Source organism: Mycolicibacterium sp. XJ870 (assembly GCF_053483975.1).
The window spans coordinates 68231-92813 of the sequence record NZ_JBEFTI010000002.1 but is presented as its reverse complement, the minus strand read 5'-3'; the positions used below and the strand labels follow the sequence as shown (position 1 = coordinate 92813).

The window sequence follows — 24583 nt, the reverse complement described above, 5'->3', positions numbered from 1 at the left end:
TTCTGTGACAACTTCCGCTTCACGCACCTACGCCCTCGGCGTTCTGCCCGGCGACGGAATCGGCCCGGAGATCGTGCCCGCGGCGGTTCTGGTAGCCGATGCGGCCGTCGCTGAGATCGGCATCCCAGCCATCCAATGGCGCGAACTGCCGCTGGGCTTCAAGGCCATCGAAGGGCTCAACGAAGCGACACCGGCAAGCACACTGGCCGCGCTGGCGGAGACCGACGGCTGGCTACTCGGGCCCCACGACAGTGCGGCTTACCCGGAGCCGTTCCGCTCGCAGCTCAACCCCAGCGGCACGATCCGCAAGCACTTTGACCTCTACGCGAATGTTCGCCCGGCGAAAGCGTTTCACGGCGGGAACGCCGTGGTCGCTAACACCGACCTCGTTATCATGCGCGAGAACACCGAGGGCTTCTACGCCGACCGCAACACCTACCGAGGCACGGGAGAATTCATGCCCACCCCCGACGTTGCAATCGCGATGGGCATCATCACGCGCAGCGCGTGCGAACGAATCGCGCGCGAGGCGTTCGAGTTGGCATCGCGGCGCCGCAAGCGCGTCACCATCGTGCACAAGGCCAATGTGCTGAAGATGACCACGGGACTGTTTCGCGACGTCTGCCGGGAGGTCGCGCAAAACTATCCCGAGATCGAGGTGGATGACTACCACATCGACGCCATGACGGTGCACCTCGTGCGGCGCGCCAACGAATTCGATGTACTGGTCACCGAGAACATGTTCGGCGACATTCTGTCCGATCTCGCTGGAGAACTGGCCGGATCACTCGGTATCGCCCCATCGCTGAACGCATCCCAGGACCGAGCCATGGCACAGGCAGCGCACGGGTCGGCGCCCGACATCGCCGGCCAGGACCGCGCCAACCCGATCGCGATGATGCTTTCCACCGCAATGCTGTTCGATTGGCTTGGCGCACGACACGATGACAGTGCGCTCACCCAGGCAGCGGCGTTGATCGAGCGAAGCGTCGAAGCGACTGTGGCCCAGGGCATCTGCACCGGCGACATGGGTGGCAACGTCGGATGTCGCGAGTTCAGTGAAGCGGTCGCGGCCGCCGTCAAAAAACCGTGACCGCCGCAGCGCACCTGACCGGCACACAGCGTGACACGTTGGGAACTCAACGCGATCTCGCCGTGGTGGGCGGGCGGCTGCGCTATCACAGCGTCGCCGCCGTCGCGCCGAGCACCATGCCCGTCACGCGTCGCATCCTGCTCGAGAACACTCTGCGCTTCCACGACGGCACGTCCCGTGGCGATGACCAGGTCGCGGCCGTCATCGAAGGCGGCGGTTCGGCGGTGGACCTGTTCCCCTCACGGGTGTTCCTGCACGACACCAACGGCGTTCCGGCACTGGTGGATCTGGCTGCCCTACGCGATGCGATGGCCGCGTGGGGCGGGGATCCGGGACGCGTCAACCCGATGATCCCCGGCGAACTGGTGGTCGACCATTCCGTCATCGCCGACGCCTTCGGTACGCCCGATGCGCGTCAACGCAACGTGGAGCTTGAATACACCCGCAACGAGGAGCGATACCGCTTCCTGCGATGGGGCCAGAAGTCGCTGAAGGACTTCGCCGTGGTGCCCCCCGGAACCGGCATCATGCATCAGGTCAATCTGGAACGGCTTGCCCGCGTGGTGATCCCGGAATCCGGCTGGGCCATTCCCGACGTATGTCTGGGAACCGACTCCCACACCACGATGGTCAACGGCCTCGGTGTCCTCGGCTGGGGCATTGGGGGGATCGAAGCAGAAGCGGCTCTGCTGGGGCAGTCGGTATCGATCAACGTGCCGGAAGTCGTCGGGGTGTCACTGCACGGCGTGCTGCCGCCGGGGTCGACGGCGACCGACCTCGTACTCACCATTACCGAACTACTCCGCAGCCATGGCGTCATCGGCAAGTTCGTCGAGTTCTTCGGACCTGGCGTGGCAAACCTTCCGTTGACCGACCGCGCGACGATAGCCAACATGAGCCCGGAGTTCGGTTCCACGTGCGCACTTTTCCCCATCGACGCAGAGACATTGCGATATTTGAGGCTGAGCGGACGCGCCGAAATTCAGATCGAGCTGGTGGAGAAATACGCTAAGGCGCAAGGGCTTTGGCATGATCCCGACCGCCAACTGCGGTTCGATGCCACCGTCGAGCTAGACCTCGGCCGCGTGGTGCCCGTGCTTGCCGGCCCGTCGCGCCCCGAGGACCGGGTGCCGCTGGACGAGGCCAGACAGCGATTCTCCGATGCTGTTCAGAACGTCAATGGCACTCAAGGCACCCCAACGACCGCGACGGTGCGGCTAGGGGAGGACGACTACGAGATCCGCGACGGCGCGGTGGCCATCGCGGCGATCACGTCGTGCACCAACACCTCCAACCCGGAGGTGATGGTCACCGCAGGCCTACTGGCGCGCAACGCCATGCGCGCAGGCTTGCGCAGCAAGCCTTGGGTCAAGACGACGCTGAGCCCGGGATCTCGGGTGGTGATGGACTATTACTCTCGCGCCGGGTTGGTCGAGGACCTTGAGAGCCTGGGCTTCTTCCTTACCGGCTACGGCTGCATGACATGCATTGGCGCCTCGGGTCCGTTGATCGACGAGGTGTCCCGCGCGGTCCGCGACGGAGTGGTGGCGGTATCGGTCTTATCCGGTAACCGCAACTTCGAGGGACGTATCCAGCCCGAAGTGGCGATGAACTATCTCGCGTCTCCGCCGTTGGTCATCGCGTATGCGCTTGCGGGCACCATGGACATCGATCTGACCACTGAGCCCCTTGGACACGGAGTCGATGGACATCCGGTGTATCTCGCCGACTTATGGCCGCAGCCAACAGAAGTACGCGACATCATCGCCGGGAACGTGACTACTGACCTGTTCGTCGACGCCTACGACGATGTCTTCTCCGGGGACGATCGATGGCGACGAATCGACGTCGCCAACAGTGAACTGTTCCCGTGGGACGCATCGTCGACCTACGTCCGCAGGCCCCCCTACCTCGACGGCCTGAACCGGCAACCGAGCCCGGTCGACGACATCCGCGACGCTCGGGTGCTCGTCAAACTCGGAGATCTGGTCACCACCGACCACATATCGCCCGCCGGGGCGATCACGTCCGGAACGCCCGCGTGGGACTACCTGGCCGCGCACGGCGTCAGCCGTCGTGACGTCAACACCTACGCATCGCGGCGAGGCAATCACGAGGTGATGATGCGCGGGGCGTTTGCCAATGTGCGACTGCAGAACGGCGTCGCACCGGGTACGCGCGGTGGCCGTACCCTCAACTTTCTCGCTGGGGGTGATGAGACGACGATCTTCGACGCTGCCGCAGCGTACCGGGCCGCGGGCGTTCCGATGGTCGTCGTGGCCGGTCGAGATTACGGAGGTGGGTCGTCGCGGGACTGGGCCGCGAAAGGGCCGGCACTACTTGGCGTTCGAGCTGTGGTCGCCCGATCCTTCGAGCGCATCCACCGCTCCAACCTCATTGCGATGGGCATCATTCCGATAGAACTCGTCGACGCCGGGCCTGACGACGTCGCACCCACGGGCGCCGAACGCATCAGCATCACCGGGCTCGAAACCATGAACACCGGTGAGGTGCCCGCGAGGGTCGTCGTCGACAACGGGCACGCCCGCTTCGCCGCGGTGCCCCGGCTGGACACTCCACGCGAAGCCGACTACATCCGCCACGGTGGAGTCATGCCGTATGTGCTGCGCCACCTGATCTCGGACTAGGTCGGCTACCCGCTGTTCTAAGCGGGTCCTGAAGCAATGCGGTCCAGCCAGTCGGAGAGCAATGCGGCCTCCGATGGCATCAGCGCGCGCGACTCCGGCAGCACGGCCTTGAGGGCTATGGCCCGCCGGGCAAGCAGATCGTCTCCAGCATCCCGGTCGACGGCGACGTCGGTTGTTATCACCGACAACACCGCCTCGCGCAATGCTTCCGAGAGGCCGCTGTCGCGCTCATCAGGGGGCATCGAAATGAGATTGAGGGTCACGCCGCGACAGGCCGAGTGCATCATGTCTGCCGCGCGGTCGACGCTGACTTGTAGGCGACCTGCCTGTGCGATCCGGTGAATGATCCTGTGTAGCACCGCATGTGCCTCCACCACCGCTTCAGGCCGCGCATCAGGGCGTGGATCGCCGTAGAGGATCGCGTACACGGCCGGGTGGGCCAGGCCGAACTCGACGCTCAGATCCCAGCCGCGGCGTAGATCGTCGACGGGATCGGCCTCGCGCGGCCGCGACTTCTTCGTCTGCAGATAATCGGCGAAACCCCGGCTCGCCGCGGCGTCCAGCAACCCGCGCATATCGCCGAAGTGACGGTAGATCGTCGGCGACTGCACGCCTGCCGCCGCGCTGACGGCACGGGTTGTGACTGCTTCACGACCGCCCTTGTTCAGCAGTACGGCTGCAGCGCACACGATTCGTTCGCCCGCGTCGGGTCCGTCTGTACGAGGCACTTGTCATTGATAACAGATCGATGTTTGCAATGCCACCGTGGCAGTGCTATCAATAAAATGGTAGCGCTGACAACACACCGATGGAGTGAGAGACATGGCAGATACGAATTCACCAGCGCAGGGCCCCGGCAGAGTCCTGTCACGCCGCTCGATGCTGGCCGCCACGGCCGCCACTGCCGCGGGCGCGGCCGGAATTGCCGGAATCGCCGTGGCGCAGGAAGGCGGGTATCAGGCGAACGGCATGTCTGCGCTGGTCACCGGTTCATCGCGGGGAATCGGCGCGGCCACTGCCAAGCGCTTGGCGCGCGACGGATATGCAGTGACCGTCAACTGCGTCGTGAATCGGGACTTGGCGGCCGGTGTGGCCCGTGAGATCGAGTCGGCCGGCGGGCGCGCAATCTGGGTGCAGGCCGACGTCAGCGACCCGTCCGCGGTACGCCGGCTGTTCGACGAACATCAACGTGCCTTCGACGGCGTCGATGTGGTGGTGGCGAACGCCGGCATCATGCGGTTGGCGCCTTTCGGCAGCATGGCCGACGCGGACTTCGACCGCATGTTCGCGGTCAACGCCAAAGGCAGCTTCAACACGCTGCGGGAGGCTGCGAAACGCGTGCGCGACGGCGGTCGCATCATCACACTGTCGTCGAGCATCACCCAGTTGCGTAGCCCGACCTACGGCCCGTACGCAGCGACCAAGATGGCACAGGACATGTATGCGAGCATCCTCGCCAAAGAGCTCGAAGGTCAACGGATCTCGGTCAACGCGATAGCGCCCGGTGTCGTCAACACGCCGCTGTTCACCGATGGAAAGACTCCGCAGCAGATCGCCGGATTCGTCGAACGCACGCCGCATGGCCGCCTCGGCGAACCCACCGACATCGCTGACACGATTTCAGCCCTCTGCGGCTCCAGCGGAGCGTGGGTGAACGGGCAAACGGTGTTTGCCAACGGCGGCATCGTCTGACTGAGGCGATGGTTGAGCACGAGCAGACAGAGTGATGTCATGGTCCAAATCCAGTGGCCTGTAAAGGTTATGGTCATCACCGCGGCAGCGTTCGCCCTTGCCGCATGCACCGAGGCGGCAACCCCGAACTCGACTCAGGAGACGTCCGTCGTAGTGGCAACGATCGCCGACGAACCCCAAGCGGCGAAAGTTGCCCCGGGGCAGGTCGGCGAGTTGGCCACCGGCCTGCGTATGCCCTGGGGACTCACGTTCCTGCCAGACGGTTCAGCCCTGATCTCCAGCCGCGATACCGGAGCCATCCATCGCGTGTCCGCGAGCGGCGGCGTCCCCACGCTCGTCGGCACGGTCGACGGGGTTTCAGACACCGCAGAAGGTGGACTGCTGGGCCTCGCGGCGTCGCCGGACTTCGCCGTTGACCGCGCCGTGTTCGCCTATGTGTCAGGTCAGCCCACGAATCGTGTGGTCGTATTGCAATTCAACGAGGACGCCACGTCGTTTGTCGTCGGACGGACTCTCGTCGAGGGGATCACGACGGACAATCGCCACCACGGCGGCAGGCTCGTGTTCGACACCGAGGGCAACCTGTGGATCGGCACCGGGGACGCGTTCGACGGTTCGTATGCGCAAGACCCCGAGTCGCTCAATGGCAAGGTGCTGCGAATCCGGTCGGACGGCTCAGTTCCAGCGGGCAACTCAACTGGCCTTCTTAGGCTCGAGCTGCAGCCACAATGGCGGCCAGGCTGACCAGGTCAGCGGAAGCGGACATTCAACGTCGCCAGGCCGAAGATCTTCCGCCCACCGGACTTCGCGCCGACGATGACCACACCGGTGCGGGTCGCGGGGTCCAGTGATTTGATCCGGCCGCTGTACTCGATGTCCGCCCCGCCGGTGGCCGGCACGACCGCGGGCTGCGAGAGGCGCACCGCGTAGCGGGTGACCGAACCGGGGTCGCCCGTCCATGAGGAGCCGAAGCTGGCACCCAACCCCATCGTGAGCATTCCGTGGGCGATCACATCGGGCTGCCCGGCCAGCTTGGCGATGTTCTCGTCCCAGTGCAGCGGGTTGGCGTCTCCGGACACACCGGCGTAGTTCACCAGGTCGCCACGGGACAGTCGGGTGTGATGCACCGGTAGCTCGTCGCCGACCTTCACGTCGTCGAAGGACGGCGACGCCGGCGTGCGGGTCGCGCCCGCCTCGGCGATCCGAATCTCGCCCTCGGGGCGCACCGTCTTCTCGTACACCGCGTTGGCGTCGACACCGAGCAGATTCACGTCGTGCATCATCACGTCCTGCACGGCTGTTCTGATCGCCGGATCGACATCGTCGCCGGTCACGCCCACGACTGTGGTGTGCAGGGTGTGCACCCGCTCGCCGGCAGCGTCGGTGAAGGTGTTGGTGACGGTGATCAGGTCCCGGCCGGCGATTCTGCGGACCGACGTGAGCTCGACGTCGATGCGCAGTTCGTCTCCCGCCACGATGGGACGGTGCTGCTCGAAGACCTCTTCGGTCTGCAGGTACATGTCGTAGCCGACGACCACGGATTCGAACATGCGCTGGTTGCAGGCCATGGCCGGTGTCGACGTGAAGGTCAGCGGCGCCACCAGGTCCGAGAATCCGAGCTCCGCGGCGGCGGCGACATTCCAGTGTGCGGGGTGGTAGTCCTGCACGGCCCGGGCGAATTCGCGGACCTTCTCGCGGCCCACCAGGTAGGTCTCGTCCATCTGGTAGTAGTGCCCGACTCTCGATTCGAGCGCGGACGCTTCTGCTGCTGCGGTCATGAAGATGCTCAACTTTCCTATCGGCTTGTTCGCTGAGGCCGACCAAAGCACCCTAACGCCTCGCTCCATCACCAATGATTGGCGCTCGAAGCTTTGAACCACTAATTTTCCTGGGGTGATGTCCTCAGCTGCTGGTGCAGTCGCGCGGTGTATCGCCCCTTTTCTGACAGTTGCGGCCGTTGTCGGCATCGGTCTCGTCAACGAGCCGGTGCAGGCCCCGACGGTGCGCCTGGCCAGCGAAGGCAACCCGCTGGCCGGACAAACCTTCTACGTCAATCCCTCGTCGAAGGCCATGCGCGCGGCGCAGAGTGACCCGAGCCCCGAGTTGACCGCCATCGCGAACACCCCGACGGCGTACTGGATGGACCACATATCCACGCCGGCCGTGGACGCGAAATACATCGCCACGGCGCAGGCTGCCGGCACGATGCCGATTCTGGCGCTCTATGCCATCCCGAACCGCGACTGCGGCAGCTTCGCTGCGGGTGGGTTCGGGTCGGGCGATGCCTACCGAGGCTGGATCGACGGCGTCGCATCCGCCATTGGCGGCGGACCGGCAGCGATCATCCTCGAGCCCGATGCGCTCGCCATGGCCGACTGCCTGTCGGCCGATCAGCGCCAAGAACGCTTCGATCTGATGCGCTATGCCGTCGACACACTGACCCGCAACCCGGCCACGGCCGTCTACGTCGATGCGGGCCACTCCCGATGGGTGGCCGCCGACGAAATGGCAAACAGGCTCAACCAGGTTGGGGTGGCGAAGGCGCGCGGTTTCAGCCTCAACACCGCCAACTTCTTCACGTCCGAAGAGCAAATGGGTTACGGCGACGCCATTTCCGGCATGACGGGCGGATCGCATTACGTCATCGACACGTCGCGCAACGGCCTTGGACCCGTCGACAGCGACTCTTGGTGCAACCCGCCCGGTCGGGCGCTCGGTGTGCCGCCGACCACGGCGACCGGCAACGGCAACGTCGACGCCTTCCTGTGGGTCAAGCGCCCCGGTGAGTCCGACGGCGCGTGCGGCAGCGGAGAAGCCTCGGCGGGCACGTTTGTCAGCCAGTACGCGAAGGATCTGGTCCGCAACGCGGGACGGTAGGCCCGCTCAGCCGGCGGAATGCAAAGCCTGCTGCCCGAACGTGTTGAGTCCGAGCGACCCGTCGGGCAGCACCAGCTCACCGCGCTGCATTCTCGTCCGCAGGTATGCGAAAGTCTGTGCGGTCTGGGCGAATAGATGCTCGCCGGCGCGCAGTGGCGGTCGGGTCGGACGGTCCCCGGTGACGAACTGCCGCAACGGTTTCACCTCGGTGTGGTAGTCGACGTTGAAGAACAGCGGGAATGAGTACCGCTCTTCCTTCACGCGTCGCACCCGATGGCTGGTCGCGATGAACGTGCCGTTGGTCCACAGTTCGAGCATGTCGCCGATGTTCACCACGAACGTGCCGGGAATGGGCGGCACGTCGATCCACTCACCGGCCCCGTTCATCACTTCCAGGCCCGGTGCGGTGGGTTTGAGCAGGGTGAAGCACTCGTAGTCGGTGTGCGCGCCGATGCCCTGGGAATCCTCGGCGTCGGCGTTGTACGGATAGTGGATCAGCCGGAGTTGGCTGGGGGTCTTGGTGGCGTGCCGCGCGAACGTGTCGGGATCCTCGCCCAACGCGACTGCGAACGCCCACAGGAGCCGGTGCCCGACATCCAGCACCGCCTCGTAGTACGCGGTCACCGATTCGGCGAACCCGGGCAGCTCGGGCCAGGTGTTCGGGCCGAGCATCGGATTGTCGGCCAGATAGTCCGGGTCGTCGGCAGGAAGGTCCAGCGCGGTGTCGAAAGCCTCTTTGAGGTCGGGCGGTCCACTCTCCATGCCCTCTTCACCGACGGGAACGTACCCACGGTGGCACCGCGACAGTCCGATGTAGGAGCGCATCTTCTCCTCGAACGGCAGCGCGAAAAACTCTTGGGTCGCCGACAGCATGCGCTCGAAAAGTAGTTCGGCCATACCGGTTCCGGTGATGTAGAAGAATCCGACTTCGCGCGCGGCCTTACCGAGCTCGGCGGCCGCACGTTCTTGTGCCTCACGGTCCGCCGACGCCAGCCGGCTGATATCGATGATCGGTACCTCAGTGAAAGATGTTGCACCGCTCACAATTCCACTTCTCCTTCGGTCCTCTTGGCGTGCCACCGCACGCCATTGATCAACAGTTCCTTCCCATCCCGGCACGGCGCCAGCGCCGCCCACTGGGATCCGCCTACCGTGCCCAACACGGCGCCGTCCTCGTCCGTCCAGCCGAACTCGTCGCCCACCCGCACCAGCACCGCGGTCTGGCCCGCTGCCGACTGCAGCACCAGCGACCAGCACGGTGATCCAGCCGGCTCGTCACGAACCCAGTGCTCCACGTAGTCGGCATGAACCCCGACCTCGACCAATATGTCGGCGTCCCAACTCATTCGGCCTGCGTCGGGTGAGTCGGACGGTTCGGTCGCCACCAGTCGCTGCCACTCGAACACGTCGCCGTGCTGTTCGAGCACCCCGGCGAAGCCTCGGCTGTCCACGTACCCGGTGGCGCCCTGCAACCAGCGGACGTCCGCGGTGGTGTCAGTGGACCCGTCCGATTCGATCAGCAAGGTACGACGCCACAGTCCGGTGCAGTCGGCCATCAGGACGGTGCTCACCGCCCCGTCACCGTCCCGAAGCGTTCGTGGAAATGACTGGTCAATTCGGGCCACACGTGCGGATCGTGCCCCGGAATGAGTTGGTAGCCTCTCTCCTTCGCGAGTTTCTTGAGCCGTCGAATGGGTTCGACGGTCTCGGCCGGGTCGACGTCGATGTAGCCGCCGATGGCCAACTCGTGCTCGATGTTCTCGGTGAGATCTGCGGCGTCGAATGCGAACACGAATCCGTCACCGCCGACCGACTTGTCGAGCTCGACCATGAAGCTCTGATGCCCTGGCGTGTGTCCGTAGGTCGGGATCGCGGTGATGCCGGGCGCGATCTCGGCTTCGCCGTCGGCGAGCTGCCAGTCGATGCGCGGATCGTCGAAGTCGATCCTGTTGATCGCATTGTGTTGCGGCTCTGGGTGATTGGACAGTCCATACTCCAGCTCGCGACGTTGGGCGTGTACCGGCACCTTGCCGGCGAACAGCTTCAACCCGCCGGCATGGTCGTGGTGAAGATGGCTCACCGCTACGACGTGGATGTCGTCGATGTCGACACCGATATCGAGCAGGGACTGCTCGATGGGTTCGCCCGGGCCCGGCAGCACCGGCCTGTACTCGACAGTCGGGAAGAATCTGCGGTACAGAGCCGGGTCACGGATGAGCGCGGTGTTGAATCCCGTGTCGAGCAACACCCAGCCACCGTCGGTCTGCAGCAGCACTCCGGGCACAGGTTCGCGCATCCGTAGGTCTGGGTTCGACCCGTAGACTGACACCGATTTCGGCAGTTCCTCCCAACCCAGTGTGAGAAGCACGATGCGACGGACTTTTCCGTTGGTCACACCCATGTTCAGCCCACCGTCAGTGCCGCGATGCGCAGCGAGTTCGGGTTGGTGACGACATGTGCCTGCTCGATTCCCTTCAACCAGGGTTGCGCGACCATGAAATCGTCCACATCGGCGAGGTTCATCCAGCACCCCGTCTGCTTGGCCTCACCCGCGGCGTCTGAGAATGGCTGGTCAGCACCGGATTCCAGTCCCCTGGCGAGTGCGGAGGCGATCGGTGGTGCGGAGCAGCCAAGGTAGTTGAGCCCGCCGTCGGAGTCCCACGAGATGTGTCCCCAGGTGTAGGGAGAAGGGGCGTCCGGCCATGCCGTTGCGGTGAACACGTCGGGTGCGGCCTGGCCGTCGCCGCCGATCCAGCCGTAGATCTCCGAGGTGGGATAGCTCTGCACCTTGGCGGTCAGGCCAGCGGCAGCCAGCTGCGTCTGAATCAGGTTGCTGATCAACTGGTTGTCCGGGTTGCTGGAGTCATAGCCTATGGTCAGGGCCTTCTGCTCCGCGGGCCAGCCCGACGCCACTCCGCTGAGCACCGACGGATCGTGTGTCACTGCTTGTTTGGCGTATTCGGCCGAAATCACGTTCGCCGGGTACAGCTGGCCGGCGACCTTACCGCGGCCGAAGTAGGTCTGCTTGACGAGTTCGTCGACATTTATGGCCTGCAGTAGGGCAGTCCGGTTCTTCGGATCGGTCAGAGCGCCCTTGTGCGGGTTGACGTAGAGGTAGTTGGACATCATCGTGGGCAGCGAATAGTGCGCGAAACTGGGGTTGTTCAGGTAGGACTCCACTGCCGAGGACGGCAGATTGTGCAGGATCGCGGCGATCTGGCCATTGTTGAACTGCAGCTGCTGCGCCGAGACGTCGGTGATGACCGGGATCTCGACCTTCTCGAAATACGGTTTGGCGCCCCAGTAGTCGGGGAACGCGGCGAGTCCGTAGTGCGAGCCGACCGCAGCATCGGTCAGCACGTACGGACCGGTGCCCAGATCATGGCTCGTCAAATATGCCTGAGCATGATCGCTTCCGGCATTCTGCTGCAGTCCGGTTGGGCTGAGCATACGCGGCCCGTACGGCGACGCGAGGTAGTCCAGAAATGCCGAGTTGGGCTCCTTCAGTGTGACCGTAACATCGTAATCACCCTGTGCGGTAACGGAATCCACATCCTGGACCATGTATGCGGGGCCTTGGTTGACCGCGAGCCGACGGTCGAACGACGCCTTCACCGCTGCCGCCGTGAACGGCGTGCCGTCATGGAACTTGACGCCTTCCCGGAGTTTGAAGGTGTAGACCTTGTTGTCCGGCGATGCGGTCCACTCGGTGGCCAGCAACGGTTCCAGTTCGGCTTTGTTGGTGCCGGCCTTGTACTGCAGCAGCCCCTCGTACGTGTTGGTGGTGAGCAGCAGACCCTGACTGGCGTAGAAGATGTCGGGGTCCGGCGGCTGGCCGGGGTCTTGCAGGAACGACAGGTGCAGCACTTTGTCGGTGGGCGCCGCGCTGGGTGCGCCGTTGGACGAGTCGGACCCGCCGCAGGCGCTCAGCGCCAGGGCTGCCACAGCGCCAATGGCCGCAACGACTTTGGAGGCTTTTAAGCGACGGGTCACAGTACGGCTCCTTCGAGGACAGGGTTGGCGGCGGCGCGGAAGGCCGCAAGGATTTCGTCGCTGGTGCGCATCGCGCCGGTCTGCAGGTACTCCATGGCGTCCAGCGCCGCGTCGTGGCGGTACTGCGACGAGCCGCCCACGCAGTCCGAGACCACCCGCACGTAGTAGTCGCGTTGATGCGCGTCGGCGAAGGTGTAGTGCACGCACACGTCGGTGAGCCCGCCGATCAGAATCAGCGTCGACGCGTCCAAACCCCGCAGCACGATTTCGAAATCGGTTCCGATGAAACCCGAGTAGCGCCGCTTGACGATGTGTATCTCGCCGGGTTCCGGCCGTAACGACGGCTCCAGATCAGTGCCCGGCAGGCCTTCCACGCAGTGCACACCTTCGGTGCCGTCCAGTTCCCGCCCGAAGTCCACTCCACTGGGTCGGTGCACCTCTTGGAAGAAGATGACCGGTATGTCTACGGCTCGGGCTGCGGCGACGAGTTGTTCGGCGATATGGACGCGTTCGGCGTGTCCGGGCATCATCGGGATGCCCGCCTGGTCGGCGGTCATGGCGCCGCCTTCTTGCATGTCGACGACGACAAGCACGGGGTTACCGACGATTATTGGTTGTGTTGGCACGGCACCTAACCTCCTGCTATTGCGATGCGGGGATCTGCTGCTGCCTGCAGCAGGTCGACTGCGGTGTTGATGGCGACGTAAAGCGCGCCGAGCACGAGCGTCACCCCGGCGATGGCCGGGAAGTCGGCCACCGGGATGCTCTGTGCGATGTATTGCCCGATACCGGGCCAGCCGAAGACCTGCTCGACGACCAGCACGCCCGAGAGCATCAGGCAGATCTGCAGGCCGGTCATGGACAGCGTGGCGCCGACACAGTTGCGCAGCACGTGGCCGAGCACGATGCATGGTTCGGAAAGCCCTTTGGCCCGTGCGGTTCTCGCGTAGTCGCTGTCGATGTCCGTCACCAGGCTCGAGCGCAGCACCCGGCCGATCGCGACCGCCGGGCCGAGGGCGATCACTGTCGCCGGCAACAGCAGATGGTGCAGGGCGTCACCGATGACGTCGAACCTCAGGCGCAGCAGGCCGTCGACCGTCAGCAGTCCGGTCGGCCCGGTCGGTGGGTTGGCGACGGCGCTGCGGCCGTTGGCCGGCACCCATCCCAGCTGCTGGTAGAACACGATGAGCCCGACGATGCCGAGCAGGAACATCGGCGCGGCGGCCCCGGCGAACAGCACCGCGCGGAGTACACCGGAACCGCGCCACTTCAGCGTCGTTCCCACCGCCAACAATGCGCCCAGGATCAGCGCGATGATGATCCCGAACAGCGCCAGTTCGAGGGTGGCGGGGAAGAACGTTCCGAGGTCTGAGGCGACATCGTGGCGGGTGCGGTAGGACGTGCCGAGATCGCCTTGTACGGCGCCGGACAGGTAATGCCAGAACTGCACCAGGACCGGGTCGTCGAGGCCCAGCGCCTCGCGGCGCTCAGCTACGGCCGACGCCGAGGCTTGTGCACCCAACTGCGCTTTCACCGGGTCCAGCGGCGAGACATGTTGCAACACGAAGAGCACTGCCGTCAGCGCCACCAGGATCGCCACCATGGCAGCCAGCCGGGATAGGACGAACGCTCGCATCCCTGCCACCTCAGCTCGTCTTCATCAAATTGCGCAGGCCGTCTCCGGCGATGTTGGCGACGAGCGCCAGCACCATGACACCGAGGCCCGGCATGACGGGAATCCACCACTGCTGCAGGAAGTAACTGAGATTCCTCGCGGCATCGGCACCCAGTTCCGGCGCCGGCGCGGCCTGTCCGAGTCCGAGGAACGACAGGGCGGCCAGGGTCAGGATGAGGGTTCCGATGTCCAGGCTGGCAGCCACCAGCGCGTTGGGAAGGGCCCCGGGCAGTAGGTGTCGACGCGCCAGCCGCAATGGGCCGACTCCGGCAAGTTTGGCCGCTTCGATGTGCGGGCGGGCCGCGAGGCGGGCCACCTCGCCGCGCACCAGGCGGGCGTAGAAGGGCCACCAGACGATCGACACCGCGATCAGCGTGTGGACGAAGCCGGGGCCGAGCGCGGCGACCACGGCGATCGCCAACACTGGGGCCGGTAAGGACAGGAAGGCGTCGGTGATCCGCATCAGCAGCGCGTCGACCCAGCCGCCGACCGATCCGGCGATGAGCCCGATCAGCCCGCCGATGAGCAACCCGACCGCCACGACCGCCAGCGCCGCGAACCAACTCGCGCGGGCACCGTAGAGCACCCGCGAGAGCACGTCGCGGCCGATGCTGTCGCTGCCGAGCAGGAATCCGCTCGAGCCCGGTGCCTGCAACGGCACGCCCGCCGGAACCAGGGGATCGTGCGGCGCGATGACCGGCACTGCCACCGCCACGACGGTGACGATCAGAATCGACGCGACGGCTACCCAATTCCAGAGTCCGACAGGCATACTCGGGGCAGTCAGGCGTCGCTGTCCGGTCCGCTGCCAGGTGCCTGCCGGTATCGCAATCGACATCAGTTCACCTTCCGCTCGATACATGCCACCTGGTGCGGCCCGCCGGGGGTGCCTGCCAATCGGACATCGAGTAGGCGGTCTGCGCACGTGTCGATCGCGATCGGGCAGCGTGGGTGGAAGGCGCAGCCGTCCGGCGGCGACAACGGGCTCGCGGGTTCGCCCGCGAGCACCGGTGTGTCCCGACCGAGGTCGGGTATGGCGTCGACCAGTGCACGGGTGTACGGGTGTGCAGGACGGTTGATGACGTCGTCTGCCGGGCCGATCTCGACGATCCGGCCCAGATACATCACCGCGATCCGGTCCGCGACCACCCGGGCCACCGACAGATCGTGGGTCACGAAAACCACCGACATATCGAGGGTTTGGCGCAGCTCACCGATCAGGTTCAGAACCGAGGCGGCGAGGGAGACGTCGAGCGCGCTCGTCGGCTCGTCGCACAGCAGTACCGGCGGCGGCACCACCGTGGCACGGGCCAGCGAAACCCGCTGCCGCTGCCCACCGGAAAGTTGGCCGGCTCGTGACTTCGCGATGTCGGCGGGCAGGCCGACCCGCTCCAGCACGTCGGCCACCTTGACGTGACGGGCCTTGCGGGACAGGGAGTTTCCGCGTAGGCGTTCGGCGATCAGCTCACCGACCGATAGCCACGGGGTCAGCGACGCACCGGCGTCCTGAAAAACCATCTGCGGTCCGATGTGGCCGGCCAGTTTCACGGTGCCGGTTGTCTGCTTCTCAAGCCCGGCGATCACCCGCAGCAGAGTCGACTTGCCGGACCCGCTCTCACCGACCAGGGCGACGGATTCACCCTGTCCGACGGTGAGCGAAACACCGCGCAGCGCATGCAGTTTTCCCCGGCGCTTGACGGTGAACGTCTTGGTCACCGCCTTCAGAGCGACGGCAGCCTCGGCGGACGGCTTCTCTTGCGGTGGCGATTCGTCGGCCACGAACCCCGGCCCTGCGCCGTGTTCGGACGACACCGCTTCCAGCGGCAGTAGGCACGCGCTGACCCGGCCGGAGCCGACGATCACCGGGTCGGGCGGTGATACGTCACAGCTGGGAGTGGCGAGTGCACAACGCGGCACGAAGGCACAGCCGGGTAGCGGGTCGACCGGGCTGGGCACTGCCCCGGGCAGCGACGTCAACCGACGATGCCGCGGAGTGTCCAGGGTCAGCCGCGAGCGCAACAGGCCGTACGTGTACGGATGCGCCGGTTTGTCGAGAACTGCTGCAGTAGAGCCGGTTTCGGCGATCCGCCCGGCATAGAGCACAGCGATGCGGTCGGATATCTGCGCTGCCACCCCGAGATCGTGGGTGATCAGCACGATGCTGCAGCCGATGTCGTCGCGCAGCCTGCGCAGTAGCCGCAGCACCTGCGCCTGCACGGTCACGTCGAGCGCGGTGGTGGGTTCGTCCGCGATGATGAGATCCGGGTTGCCTGCGACGGCGATGGCGATCATCACCCGCTGACGCAAGCCCCCGGACAGCTCGTGCGGGTAAGCTCCCATGCGTCGTTTCGCATCCGGAATACCGACCGCGGCAAGGAGTTCAACCGCTTGTTCGGTGCTGCCCGCCGCCTCGGCGACTTGCTTGCCGATCCGCATCGTCGGGTTCAGCGACGTCATAGGATCCTGGAATATCGCCCCGAGGTCCAACCGCCGCACTCGCCGTAATGTCTTTCCGTCGCCGCTCAGCATGTCGGCTCCACACACCCGAACCGAACCATGCGTGGTGGTGCGTGCGGGCAACAGGCCCAGCATGCTGAAACCGAGCACGCTCTTGCCGGAACCGGATTCGCCTACCAGGCCGAGGATCTCGCCCCGCGGGATGTCTAGCGAGACCCCGCGCAGCGCGCGCACGTCGCGGCCCCCACGGCGAAAACTGACATGCAGGTCGCGCACAGAGGCGACCGGCACTCGATCCGGTGCCTCGCTCGATGCGACGCGAGGTGCGTCGGTGATTGCGCTACTCATCTGAATCTCCTGCTGGGGCGGCCTGTCGGTTGACAGTTTTCAACGCGAAGCGTCTCCGTTGGTGTCGCTGGAGTAACCAATGCAATTCGGCGCGTAACCGATCGATGTCGTACGTTTCTGTCGCGTGACAGAAACAGCGCCGCTTGGAGTTTCGTGCAGTCAGTGGGCAACGATGGGACGATGTCGATCACTCGTGCGGGCCGCCCACGGCTGATCAACCAACGACGGCCGGGCACCACCGGACGCGACGAAATCCTCGACGCTGCAGGGGAACTCTTCACCACTGCGGGCTACACCCGGACTTCGACGAGGACTATCGCCGAGGCCGTGGGCATCCGGCAGGCCTCGCTGTACCACTACTTCAACACCAAAGACGACATCCTGTGCGCACTGCTCGGTCAGACCGTGCAGCCGACGTTGGCGTTCATCCCCGCCCTGGCTTCGGCCGATCCGGCACTGACCGCTGCCGAGCAGTTGCACGCGCTGGCGGTGTTCGACGGTGATCAGCTGCTCAGCGGGCGCTGGAACCTGGGTGCGCTGTACTTGCAACCCGAGCTACGCGAAGCGCGAGTGTCCAGCTTCTGGGCCGACCGCGAGCGGTTACGGCTCCACTACCTGGCGCTGAGCAAGACGATCGCCGCCGATTCGGGTGTGCACGAGGCGGCCGCCGACCTGCCGTTCCGGTTGGTGGAGTCGTTGGTCAACATGTGGTCCACGCCCCCCGGGCACCATCGTTCCGAACTGCCCCACCACGTTGCCGATGCCTGTATGCGCGTGCTGGGCCTGCCGGACAGCGCAACGGCACCCTTGCGGGAGCGCAGTCTTGTTGAGCTTTCGCGATATGCGGCGCAGGATTGATCAGCAACTATGTCCCGAGCATCAGATCGAGGAAGCGTTCGTGGCGGTCCGTCGTCGTGAGTTGCGCGGTGGAATCGATCAGGTGCAATAACCCGATCCCGGCCGCGAATGTCGATTCGGCCCGAAGACGGGCCTCCTCGGCGCTGAACCCGTAATCGAGGTAGGCCTTGCCGACCGCGACCAGTACCCGGTGATCTGCGGCGCGCACGTTGGCCGCCGCCACGTCGTCGGAGCGCGCCCATTCGCGCATCGCGCGTTCCAGTGTCCAGTGTTGCGGGCTGACGAGGGCTTCCATCATCTTGGACAACCGCTCGCGGGGTGGCAGGTCCTCGATCTCGGCCAGCGAGCGTCGGTCGTTTTCGAGGAAGCTGTTCCACGACGCCACCAGCGCCGCCCGGTAGCCCTTCATATCGGTGAAGTGCCAGTAGAAGCTGCCCCGGGTCGCGCCGACCTGCTCGCAGAGCCGTTCGATCTTCAGCGCCCGCATGCCGTCGGTGGCCAGTAGTTCGTAGCCCGCTTGCAGCCAGTCGTCGGCGGTCAAGTTGCCGGACGCGTCTCTGCGCTCGCTTGCCATCCGATCAGAGTAGGGTGCACCGGCCGTCAAGTAACAGGATCAGCGGAGCGATAGCCTGTCCCGAGATGGCCGACGTATTGTTCGTGACGATGGATGCTGGCGGCAGCGTGCCGCAGATATGCCAAAGCTTGATGACACGAACATCGGGGCCGAAATCCCGACTGGTCTGTGCGTGGGACAAACCGGACGTCGCTGTGGTCGACTGCATGCTTCTTCCTGCCCTGCGGGCCGTGCAGAAGGCCGACATACCTCACGCGGTCTTTACCCATACGTTTCGCGGCTACAAGAATGGCATACAGAGACTCGGTGCTGGCACTGCTGCGCGGTTGTATGGCTATAGCATCGCCAGAATGTGGAACTCGGCGGGCCTCAATATCGTCGCTACGGTGCGATGGCTCGACCCCGAATCGCGACAGGCACAGCCGGACAAGGTCCGGTGGGTGGGACCGGTCGTTCAGGCGAGTGATCTGCAGCGGTTCGACGAGTTACCGCTCGTACTGGTCAGCATGTCCACCAATGGGTTTCGAGGGCAACGCTGCACGCTGGAACGAGTGATCGGCGCGTTGGCCACGTTGCCGGTTCGTGCGGTGGTGACAACAGGTGGGGTGGTCGATCCTGACACCCTGCCGAGCGCCGCATGCGGTGTTCTCGGGCATGCCGACCACGGCGAACTGATGCCAAAGTGCTCGCTGCTGATCGGACACGGTGGACATGCGACAACCTGCCGGGCCTTGCATACGACATCTCCACTCTGGTCATCCCGGCCAGTCCGCTGTCGGACCAACACCTGATCGGGCGCGCTATCGCCGCAGGGGGGCGGGTGGGACGACCGTCATCGACCGACTGGCCGACCTGATCGACTGCGATACCCCCTCGCCGAGTACCGATCAGCATTCGCGGCCACGGCTATGTCACGATCACCGTGCGTGAAGTGCCGCGACACCGCTCCGCCTTGTCGCATCTGCGTGGCATCGACAAGGCGGAATTGCTTGACCATGAAGGGATTCAGAGCAGGATGGTCGCCGTAACGGCCGACCAGCTACGAGGTTGGCCGGCCCCCTTCTTTTCTTTTTTTGTGACGGAAGGCAGTTCCTTTGACGTCATCTCCGCAATGAATTGCGGGATTCCTCGTGCCGGCGTGCTGTCTCGATAGACGCGGTCATGCGGCTATCGCCGTGGGCTGGTCGGTAGTGGAGGTTCGCGCCGAGCGGCTCTGTCGCATCGCGGTTTTGGCTTCGCGCCTGGCCTTGATGCGCGCCACAGACCTCCGCGAGGGCGGATGTCTGCGGCCTCGCCGCTTGATTCGTGTAGTGCGGCTGGACTTCGGCGACCCATCGACGTCCTGATGGTGGAGCCAGCCGTGGTTGGCTGCCTCCAGGTCCAGCCGATCAGACCCATCGACCTGGGGTCGGACGTGCAGTCCGAGATAGGCCGAAAACAGGTCCCGATCTTCTTTGATGCCGCACTCGCAGCGGTGGATCCGTTGCGAAAGCGGCTTTTTCTCCCGATTCCCACACAGGCAGGTTTGCGACAAGGCTGTCGTAGTTAGGTTGTACTCGTAGAGACGCTGCCCGCCGGCGCTTTCAGCCTTGCGGCGCATCATCTCGACCAGTAACCCGGGTGCCCGGTCGCGCACACTGCGCGGGAAGTTCTTCTGCCACGACACGTAATCGATTTTCTCGCAGGCGATATCGGCGCCGTGACAAAACAGACGGTTGGCCAGCGTCCCGTGCAGGGTTGTGCGGTGGGCGGCCAGCCGGCGATACAGCTCCGCCACGTGATTGGCTGTCCGCTCGGCGGCGTGCGAACGTCGCCAGCGGCATCGCCCAGACTTATGGGTGTCATCAGAGTGGAAACAGTCTGGTGAGCCGGCGCGGTGCGCACGATCGAGCCGGCGCTGGTGGCGGCGCAACCGCGCGGTGTCTAGGCGAATCTGCGCGGCTAACGGCTCGACCCAACCCGACCAAGTGCCATCACCGTGTGTCACGACCACGGCGATCTGACTTGGCCCTAGGTCGAACGACACCCGGCCGTCACCGATCGGGTGTCGCCGTGTCGGATGCCCATCGCAAACCAGTTGCAGGCGGTAGGTGTCGTGGCCGTTGATCACCGCGCGCACAATTCGGGTGGAGCGCACTTTCCCGGCCGCGACCAGTTCCTCGATCTCGGCCAGCTCGGCCTGCTGCTCCTCGCCGCGCCGACCAGTATGAGCTGGCGCAGCGATCGGCACTACGAACCCGGCGCCCCACTGCAACCCGACCAACCGGCCTGCGGGATCGGTCTTGGGCCGTAGCGCACCTTTGCTGTCGTTGGCAGACAACGAATGTAGGCCCCGCATGTTCGACTTGAACCGCGGCTTGCCTTTCCTTCCGAAATGCCACTGCACGACGGCATTGAACGCCCGCGCGCCCAGGTTCTGGGTCTCCTGGGCCGGTAGGTGTTCCCGTACCCAGGATTTCCGCAGTGACGACGCGTAGGACTGCGCCGCATTTGCGGTGAAACGATGCGCCTGCTCAACTGCTTGCAACGCTGCACCCCGATGCGTGCGGTCGGCCGACGTGCGCCGCGGCATTTCTCGTGCCGCCTGCCACTGTGGATCCGATTTCACCTTGCGGCTACGGGCGATAAACTCGCCGAGCACCGCGTTATACACCCGCATCCCGGTAAAGAATCGGATCCCGATCACGCGACGCTGACTGGGATCTGGCCGCAGCGGCCAGGACCGCACATGCGTGGGAGCGCCCTTCGGGCGCTGACGCGCACGGGGCTTACTCGCCGACTCCCCAACGGGCGTCGGTGTCATGTGGTCGATCTTGCCCACACGACAACCGTAGAGGTGACCACTGACAACTAGTCCTATCGCCGTGCGCGACGAGCTGGATGTCGCGTTTGATCGAGGCCAACGGCGAAACCGAGCACGTGTACCTGCTCGTCACCCGGTGACGTGCAGGCCGAACGGAACCGCGCTGACCAGCGTGACGGGCACCAGTGCGCCGCTGGGAACCTGGTAGTCCCGCTGCTCGCCGGGGCGGGCCCCGACGATCGCGGCGCCCAGCGGGGAGTGCACCGAGTACACCTCGATGTCGCCGTATTCGGCGCCGCGCACGCCGAGCAGGAAGGTCTCGGTGTCGCCGGTCTCGTAGCGCACCGTCAGCACCATGCCGGGCTCGGCCACGCCGTCGTCCGGCGGATCCTCGCCCACGACGGCGTTTAGCAGTAGGTCGTGAATGTGCTGGATGCGTGCCTGCCGGGCGCGTTGGATCGCCACCTGGTTCTCGTCGGAGTCCTCGGCGGCCTCGCTGGTGAGCAATTCGCGCAGGGCGGACAGCTCGTCCTGCAACCGGTCATGTGCCTGTGGTGACATCCAAACACGTTGCATGGTGGTCATTTTCGTTCTCCTCAGTGGACGCAGAGTTGTCGTCAGGGGCGGGACGATGCGCCGCCCCTGACGACGCGGTGGCCCGCATGGGGCCAGACGTGCAGCGAATCCCTAACGGAGAGGGTTGAATTCGCGCAGAGCTTCGGGTTGCTTGCCGGTGGTGATGTGCTCGGCCAGCAGCCGGCCGGTAACCGGGCCGTGCGCCAGGCCCCACATTCCGTGCCCACCCGCGACGTATACGCCACGGGCAACCTCGCCGATCAGCGGACGTCCGTCCGGCGTGACCGGACGCGGCCCGACCCAGACGTCGGTGCGCTCATCCCATCGCACGCCCTCGAGCAGTGGAGCGGTCGACGCGATGATCGCCCCGATCCGGGCCTGCTGCAGCGGCGCGTCGGGGGAGCGGAACTCCATGGTCCCGGCGACCCGCAGTTGGCCCTGATACGGCGTGCACGCCACCCGGGCGTCGGGCAGATAGATCGGTCCGGGCACCGGGCGGTCGACCGGCACGGTGAACGAGTAGCCCCGTCCCGCCCGCACCGGCGTGTGGACCCGGCGGCCAACGAGCCGCGACAGCCACGCTCCCGTGGCGATCACCGCGGCGTCCGCGCCGAGTGAATCGCCGTGGAGCTTGACTGCGACGCCCGTGCCGGACGGCTGCACGTCGGTGACTTCGTCGGTACGGATCGTGGCGCCCCGGGCGACGACGGCGTCAGCCAGTGCGTGTACGAACCGGCCGGGATCCACGAACCGCTGGCCTTCGACGTTGATGCCCGCGGTGATCGCGGGCGAGGCAAGCGGTGCCTGCTCGCGCAGCGCGGCGCCGGACAGGCCCGTCACAGTCACCGTCTGCCCGGCCGCAGCGAGCCGGCGCAGTTCGGTCATGAGGTGCTCGGCCTGGCTCGCAGTTTCGAACAGGGCGGTGATCGGACCGTCGGTGGTCGGCGCTTCGACACCGTTGGCGGTGAGCACGTCGTAGGCCTCGAGGCACTCCTCGTTGAGCGGCAGGTTGGCCCGCGCGGCCCTGGTCCACGTCGACAGCCGGCAGTTCGCGGCGAAGCGGGCCAGAAACGACCACAGGCCGACGTCAACGGTCATCGGGATATGCAGCGGGGCGTTGGGACTGGCCAGTGAGCGCAGGCCGTAACGCAGCACCGCGGGGTCGTTCAGCGGAATCGTCAACGTCGGCGCGATCCAGCCCGCGTTGCCCCACGACGCACCGGCGGCCACGCCGGTGCGGTCGACCACGGTGACCTCGACGCCGCGTTCCTGCAGAAACCACGCTGTCGACAGGCCGACGATGCCCGCACCCACGACAACCGCCGACCGCGGTCCGCCGTCAATCCGTTCGACGCCGACCATGACGCCACCTCCACACTCGAAGTTCCCTGATACCTCCATGGTGCGACCGGATACTTGCGCACGGTTTGTCGAAGCTCGACAATCAGGCCGTACGTGGTTGTCGGTTTACGACAGGTCTTCGGTGGCGGCAAGCTCGATCATCATCGCGAGCCGCTTGCGCGCGTCGGATAGATCGAGGCTCGTCACCTCGGCCATCCTGCGCAGTCGGTACCGCACGGTGTTCTCGTGCACGCCCAACGCTTGACCGGCCTCGCCGAGATCACCCTGGGCCTCCAGCCAGGCCCGCAGCGTCACCGCATACTCCGTGCCGTGCGCCCGGTCGTGATTGCGAAGCTCGGCGACCGGTCCACGCTGCGGCGCCCGGCCGGACTGCGCCGCGACCCGAAGCCGCTGCAGCAGGATGTCGTCCCAGGCCTCGTCGTAAACGGGCGCCGAACCGCTTGAGCGCACCTCATGCAGCGCCAGGCATTCATCGGCCTCGCGGCGGGCCATCACCAACTCGGCCACGGTCGCCGGGCCGCTGATCCCGGCCCGGACAGTCATCGGCTCGGGAAGGGCGGTGCGCAACCCGGACACCCAACGCCTGGCAGCGGCGGCTTCGGCGCCGGGCAGGACTGTGTAGACGGTGTTGTCGGCCAGGGCGCTGCGCCCGGGCCGCGACCAACCGAACCCGGCGGTGGCCCGCTCGAATGCCAGTAGCAGCGCGGCGTGCCGTTCGTCGGACGTGTGGGCCCGCACGGCGATCACCCGCAACGGAGTCTGGGGCAGGGCCAGCCGGCTGGCCACCGTCGTCGCGTCGGCCGCGCCCTCCAACAGCCGGATCACCGACTCGGACTCGACCTGCCGTTCCAAGTCGGCGCTGGCCCGCGATCGGAGAAGATGCATGGCCACCATGCGAGCGCCGTCGGCCAACGCGGCCTGTCGCGCGTCGGGCAGCGGGGATGCGCACGTCACCCACACCGACCCGAGCAGTTCGCGGCCGGCGCGGGCGGCCACCACGGTCCGCCCGGTCAAGCCGAGGTCGGATTGACCGGCGACGAACAGCGGTTCGTCGGATCCGGCCAGGTGCCGGAACACGCCGCGGTCGGTGAACACCGCGCGGAGCCGTTGTGGCGCTTGACGGCTCAGAATCGTCTCGGCCCGCGCGGCATCGGCATGCTGTTGCAGCCGCGAATACGCCAGCACTGCCGAATGTCTGTCCTCGATGGTGACCGCACCGCCGACCGCCTCGGCAAGGCTGTCCGCCAATGCGAACAAATCCGTTGGACCTCGGCCGGATTCGGTCTCACGTCCTTCGAGCACCAGGCCGTACACCACCGCGGCCAGATCGCTCCACGACACTTCCGGCTCCACCGTCATGACCGCGATCCGATCGGGCTCGCCGGGAACTTGGTCTTCCGTCCGGCGAATCAGCACCACGACAGCCCGCGCGGCGACCGCCCATTCGATCGCTTCGGCGACCGAGCCGGCGCCGACCGCCAGCAGTACATCGCCGATCACCGGGCCGGGCTCGTGTATCACCACGCTGCGCAACTCGGTGGATCGCGGCGTCGAGCAGTACCGCAGGTGTACGCCGTAGCCGCCCAGCACGTTGATCAACCGGTCCAGTGTGACCACGGACCGAGCC

22 protein-coding genes are annotated in these 24583 nt (G+C 65.8%); 7 read left to right on the top strand and 15 right to left on the bottom strand.

From position 1 onward, the window contains the following. Positions 1 to 4 precede the first annotated feature (4 nt). A complete protein-coding gene (locus ABQF30_RS11800) occupies positions 5 to 1093 on the top strand; it encodes an isocitrate/isopropylmalate dehydrogenase family protein (protein WP_448463799.1) in 1089 nt (362 codons plus the stop codon). Beyond that, positions 1090 to 3741: an aconitate hydratase AcnA gene (acnA, locus tag ABQF30_RS11795; RefSeq protein WP_448463797.1), complete on the top strand. Its 2652-nt coding sequence runs from the start codon at positions 1090 to 1092 to the stop codon at positions 3739 to 3741. Before ABQF30_RS11800 ends, acnA begins: the two co-directional genes overlap by 4 nt. A 17-nt stretch (positions 3742 to 3758) precedes the next feature. On the opposite strand, the gene ABQF30_RS11790 is transcribed toward acnA, so the two are convergent. Further along, positions 3759 to 4469, bottom strand: a complete 711-nt coding sequence (locus ABQF30_RS11790; RefSeq protein WP_448463795.1) for a TetR/AcrR family transcriptional regulator — start codon at positions 4467 to 4469, stop codon at positions 3759 to 3761. Positions 4470 to 4563: 94 nt separating this feature from the next. Here ABQF30_RS11790 and ABQF30_RS11785 point away from each other — a divergent pair, with 94 nt between their 5' ends. Both ABQF30_RS11785 and ABQF30_RS11780 read left to right on the top strand, forming a co-directional pair. Continuing rightward, on the top strand, positions 4564 to 5433 hold the full coding sequence (locus tag ABQF30_RS11785; protein WP_448463793.1) for an SDR family oxidoreductase: 870 nt from the start codon (positions 4564 to 4566) through the stop codon (positions 5431 to 5433). A gap of 39 nt (positions 5434 to 5472) precedes the next feature. Continuing rightward, positions 5473 to 6177: a PQQ-dependent sugar dehydrogenase gene (locus tag ABQF30_RS11780; protein ID WP_448463791.1), complete on the top strand. Its 705-nt coding sequence runs from the start codon at positions 5473 to 5475 to the stop codon at positions 6175 to 6177. 5 nt (positions 6178 to 6182) lie between these two features. Here ABQF30_RS11780 and ABQF30_RS11775 read toward each other — a convergent pair whose 3' ends face one another. Next, positions 6183 to 7211, bottom strand: coding sequence for a fused (3R)-hydroxyacyl-ACP dehydratase subunits HadA/HadB (locus ABQF30_RS11775; protein ID WP_448463789.1), 1029 nt, complete (start codon positions 7209 to 7211; stop codon positions 6183 to 6185). A 118-nt stretch (positions 7212 to 7329) separates the two neighbouring features. Between ABQF30_RS11775 and ABQF30_RS11770 the strand changes: the two genes are divergently transcribed. Continuing rightward, positions 7330 to 8310 (top strand): glycoside hydrolase family 6 protein, encoded by a 981-nt coding sequence (locus tag ABQF30_RS11770; RefSeq protein WP_448463787.1) that lies wholly within the window; start codon positions 7330 to 7332, stop codon positions 8308 to 8310. Between the two features lie 6 nt (positions 8311 to 8316). On the opposite strand, the gene ABQF30_RS11765 is transcribed toward ABQF30_RS11770, so the two are convergent. Genes ABQF30_RS11765 through ABQF30_RS11730 form a run of 8 tightly spaced genes read right to left on the bottom strand, consistent with a single transcriptional unit; the run spans position 8317 to position 16783 of the window. Beyond that, the gene (locus tag ABQF30_RS11765; protein ID WP_448463785.1) at positions 8317 to 9354 is read right to left on the bottom strand and encodes an isopenicillin N synthase family dioxygenase; all 1038 of its coding nucleotides are present in this window, start codon (positions 9352 to 9354) and stop codon (positions 8317 to 8319) included. Next, positions 9351 to 9881: a hypothetical protein gene (locus ABQF30_RS11760; RefSeq protein ID WP_448463783.1), complete on the bottom strand. Its 531-nt coding sequence runs from the start codon at positions 9879 to 9881 to the stop codon at positions 9351 to 9353. The genes ABQF30_RS11765 and ABQF30_RS11760 overlap by 4 nt, the downstream gene beginning before the upstream one ends. Continuing rightward, the gene (locus ABQF30_RS11755) at positions 9878 to 10711 is read right to left on the bottom strand and encodes an N-acyl homoserine lactonase family protein (RefSeq protein ID WP_448463781.1); all 834 of its coding nucleotides are present in this window, start codon (positions 10709 to 10711) and stop codon (positions 9878 to 9880) included. The genes ABQF30_RS11760 and ABQF30_RS11755 overlap by 4 nt, the downstream gene beginning before the upstream one ends. Before the next feature lie 2 nt (positions 10712 to 10713). Beyond that, on the bottom strand, positions 10714 to 12303 hold the full coding sequence (locus ABQF30_RS11750) for an ABC transporter substrate-binding protein (RefSeq protein ID WP_448463779.1): 1590 nt from the start codon (positions 12301 to 12303) through the stop codon (positions 10714 to 10716). Then, positions 12300 to 12929 (bottom strand): cysteine hydrolase family protein, encoded by a 630-nt coding sequence (locus ABQF30_RS11745; protein ID WP_448463777.1) that lies wholly within the window; start codon positions 12927 to 12929, stop codon positions 12300 to 12302. Before ABQF30_RS11745 ends, ABQF30_RS11750 begins: the two co-directional genes overlap by 4 nt. Before the next feature lie 5 nt (positions 12930 to 12934). Further along, positions 12935 to 13939 (bottom strand): ABC transporter permease, encoded by a 1005-nt coding sequence (locus ABQF30_RS11740; protein ID WP_448463775.1) that lies wholly within the window; start codon positions 13937 to 13939, stop codon positions 12935 to 12937. A 10-nt stretch (positions 13940 to 13949) separates the two neighbouring features. Further along, positions 13950 to 14816, bottom strand: a complete 867-nt coding sequence (locus ABQF30_RS11735) for an ABC transporter permease (RefSeq protein ID WP_448463773.1) — start codon at positions 14814 to 14816, stop codon at positions 13950 to 13952. Continuing rightward, positions 14816 to 16783: a dipeptide ABC transporter ATP-binding protein gene (locus ABQF30_RS11730; protein WP_448463771.1), complete on the bottom strand. Its 1968-nt coding sequence runs from the start codon at positions 16781 to 16783 to the stop codon at positions 14816 to 14818. Before ABQF30_RS11730 ends, ABQF30_RS11735 begins: the two co-directional genes overlap by 1 nt. Before the next feature lie 180 nt (positions 16784 to 16963). On the opposite strand from ABQF30_RS11730, the gene ABQF30_RS11725 reads away from it, so the two are divergent. Beyond that, entirely contained in the window at positions 16964 to 17641 is a 678-nt protein-coding gene (locus tag ABQF30_RS11725) for a TetR/AcrR family transcriptional regulator (protein ID WP_448463769.1), read from the top strand. 7 nt (positions 17642 to 17648) lie between these two features. Here the strand turns inward: ABQF30_RS11725 and ABQF30_RS11720 are convergent, their stop codons facing one another. Then, a complete protein-coding gene (locus ABQF30_RS11720; RefSeq protein WP_448463767.1) occupies positions 17649 to 18215 on the bottom strand; it encodes a TetR/AcrR family transcriptional regulator in 567 nt (188 codons plus the stop codon). A gap of 65 nt (positions 18216 to 18280) precedes the next feature. Between ABQF30_RS11720 and ABQF30_RS11715 the strand changes: the two genes are divergently transcribed. After that, a complete protein-coding gene (locus ABQF30_RS11715) occupies positions 18281 to 19006 on the top strand; it encodes a glycosyltransferase (RefSeq protein ID WP_448463765.1) in 726 nt (241 codons plus the stop codon). 368 nt (positions 19007 to 19374) lie between these two features. Here the strand turns inward: ABQF30_RS11715 and ABQF30_RS11710 are convergent, their stop codons facing one another. The 4 genes from ABQF30_RS11710 to ABQF30_RS11695 all read right to left on the bottom strand — a co-directional run bounded on the left by ABQF30_RS11710 (position 19375) and on the right by ABQF30_RS11695 (position 24573). Then, positions 19375 to 21036 carry a transposase gene (locus ABQF30_RS11710; protein WP_448463763.1) on the bottom strand — a complete coding sequence of 554 codons (1662 nt, stop codon included), beginning with the start codon at positions 21034 to 21036 and terminating at the stop codon, positions 19375 to 19377. Between the two features lie 111 nt (positions 21037 to 21147). After that, a complete protein-coding gene (locus ABQF30_RS11705) occupies positions 21148 to 21603 on the bottom strand; it encodes a GreA/GreB family elongation factor (protein WP_448463761.1) in 456 nt (151 codons plus the stop codon). Positions 21604 to 21705: 102 nt separating this feature from the next. After that, on the bottom strand, positions 21706 to 22956 hold the full coding sequence (locus ABQF30_RS11700) for an NAD(P)/FAD-dependent oxidoreductase (protein ID WP_448463759.1): 1251 nt from the start codon (positions 22954 to 22956) through the stop codon (positions 21706 to 21708). A gap of 105 nt (positions 22957 to 23061) precedes the next feature. Next, the gene (locus ABQF30_RS11695; protein WP_448463757.1) at positions 23062 to 24573 is read right to left on the bottom strand and encodes a PucR family transcriptional regulator; all 1512 of its coding nucleotides are present in this window, start codon (positions 24571 to 24573) and stop codon (positions 23062 to 23064) included. Positions 24574 to 24583 lie beyond the last annotated feature (10 nt).

Excerpts from the sequence above, each read along its gene's own strand:
- ABQF30_RS11715 (WP_448463765.1), top strand. The coding sequence starts at position 18,281 with ATGGCCGACGTATTGTTCGTGACGATGGATGCTGGCGGCAGCGTGCCG.
- ABQF30_RS11740 (WP_448463775.1), bottom strand. The coding sequence starts at position 13,939 with ATGCGAGCGTTCGTCCTATCCCGGCTGGCTGCCATGGTGGCGATCCTG.
- ABQF30_RS11770 (WP_448463787.1), top strand. The coding sequence starts at position 7,330 with ATGTCCTCAGCTGCTGGTGCAGTCGCGCGGTGTATCGCCCCTTTTCTG.
- ABQF30_RS11785 (WP_448463793.1), top strand. The coding sequence starts at position 4,564 with ATGGCAGATACGAATTCACCAGCGCAGGGCCCCGGCAGAGTCCTGTCA.
- ABQF30_RS11705 (WP_448463761.1), bottom strand. The coding sequence starts at position 21,603 with ATGACCACCATGCAACGTGTTTGGATGTCACCACAGGCACATGACCGG.
- ABQF30_RS11775 (WP_448463789.1), bottom strand. The coding sequence starts at position 7,211 with ATGACCGCAGCAGCAGAAGCGTCCGCGCTCGAATCGAGAGTCGGGCAC.
- ABQF30_RS11720 (WP_448463767.1), bottom strand. The coding sequence starts at position 18,215 with ATGGCAAGCGAGCGCAGAGACGCGTCCGGCAACTTGACCGCCGACGAC.
- ABQF30_RS11700 (WP_448463759.1), bottom strand. The coding sequence starts at position 22,956 with ATGGTCGGCGTCGAACGGATTGACGGCGGACCGCGGTCGGCGGTTGTC.
- ABQF30_RS11780 (WP_448463791.1), top strand. The coding sequence starts at position 5,473 with ATGGTCCAAATCCAGTGGCCTGTAAAGGTTATGGTCATCACCGCGGCA.
- ABQF30_RS11735 (WP_448463773.1), bottom strand. The coding sequence starts at position 14,816 with ATGTCGATTGCGATACCGGCAGGCACCTGGCAGCGGACCGGACAGCGA.
- ABQF30_RS11725 (WP_448463769.1), top strand. The coding sequence starts at position 16,964 with ATGTCGATCACTCGTGCGGGCCGCCCACGGCTGATCAACCAACGACGG.
- ABQF30_RS11730 (WP_448463771.1), bottom strand. The coding sequence starts at position 16,783 with ATGAGTAGCGCAATCACCGACGCACCTCGCGTCGCATCGAGCGAGGCA.
- ABQF30_RS11755 (WP_448463781.1), bottom strand. The coding sequence starts at position 10,711 with ATGGGTGTGACCAACGGAAAAGTCCGTCGCATCGTGCTTCTCACACTG.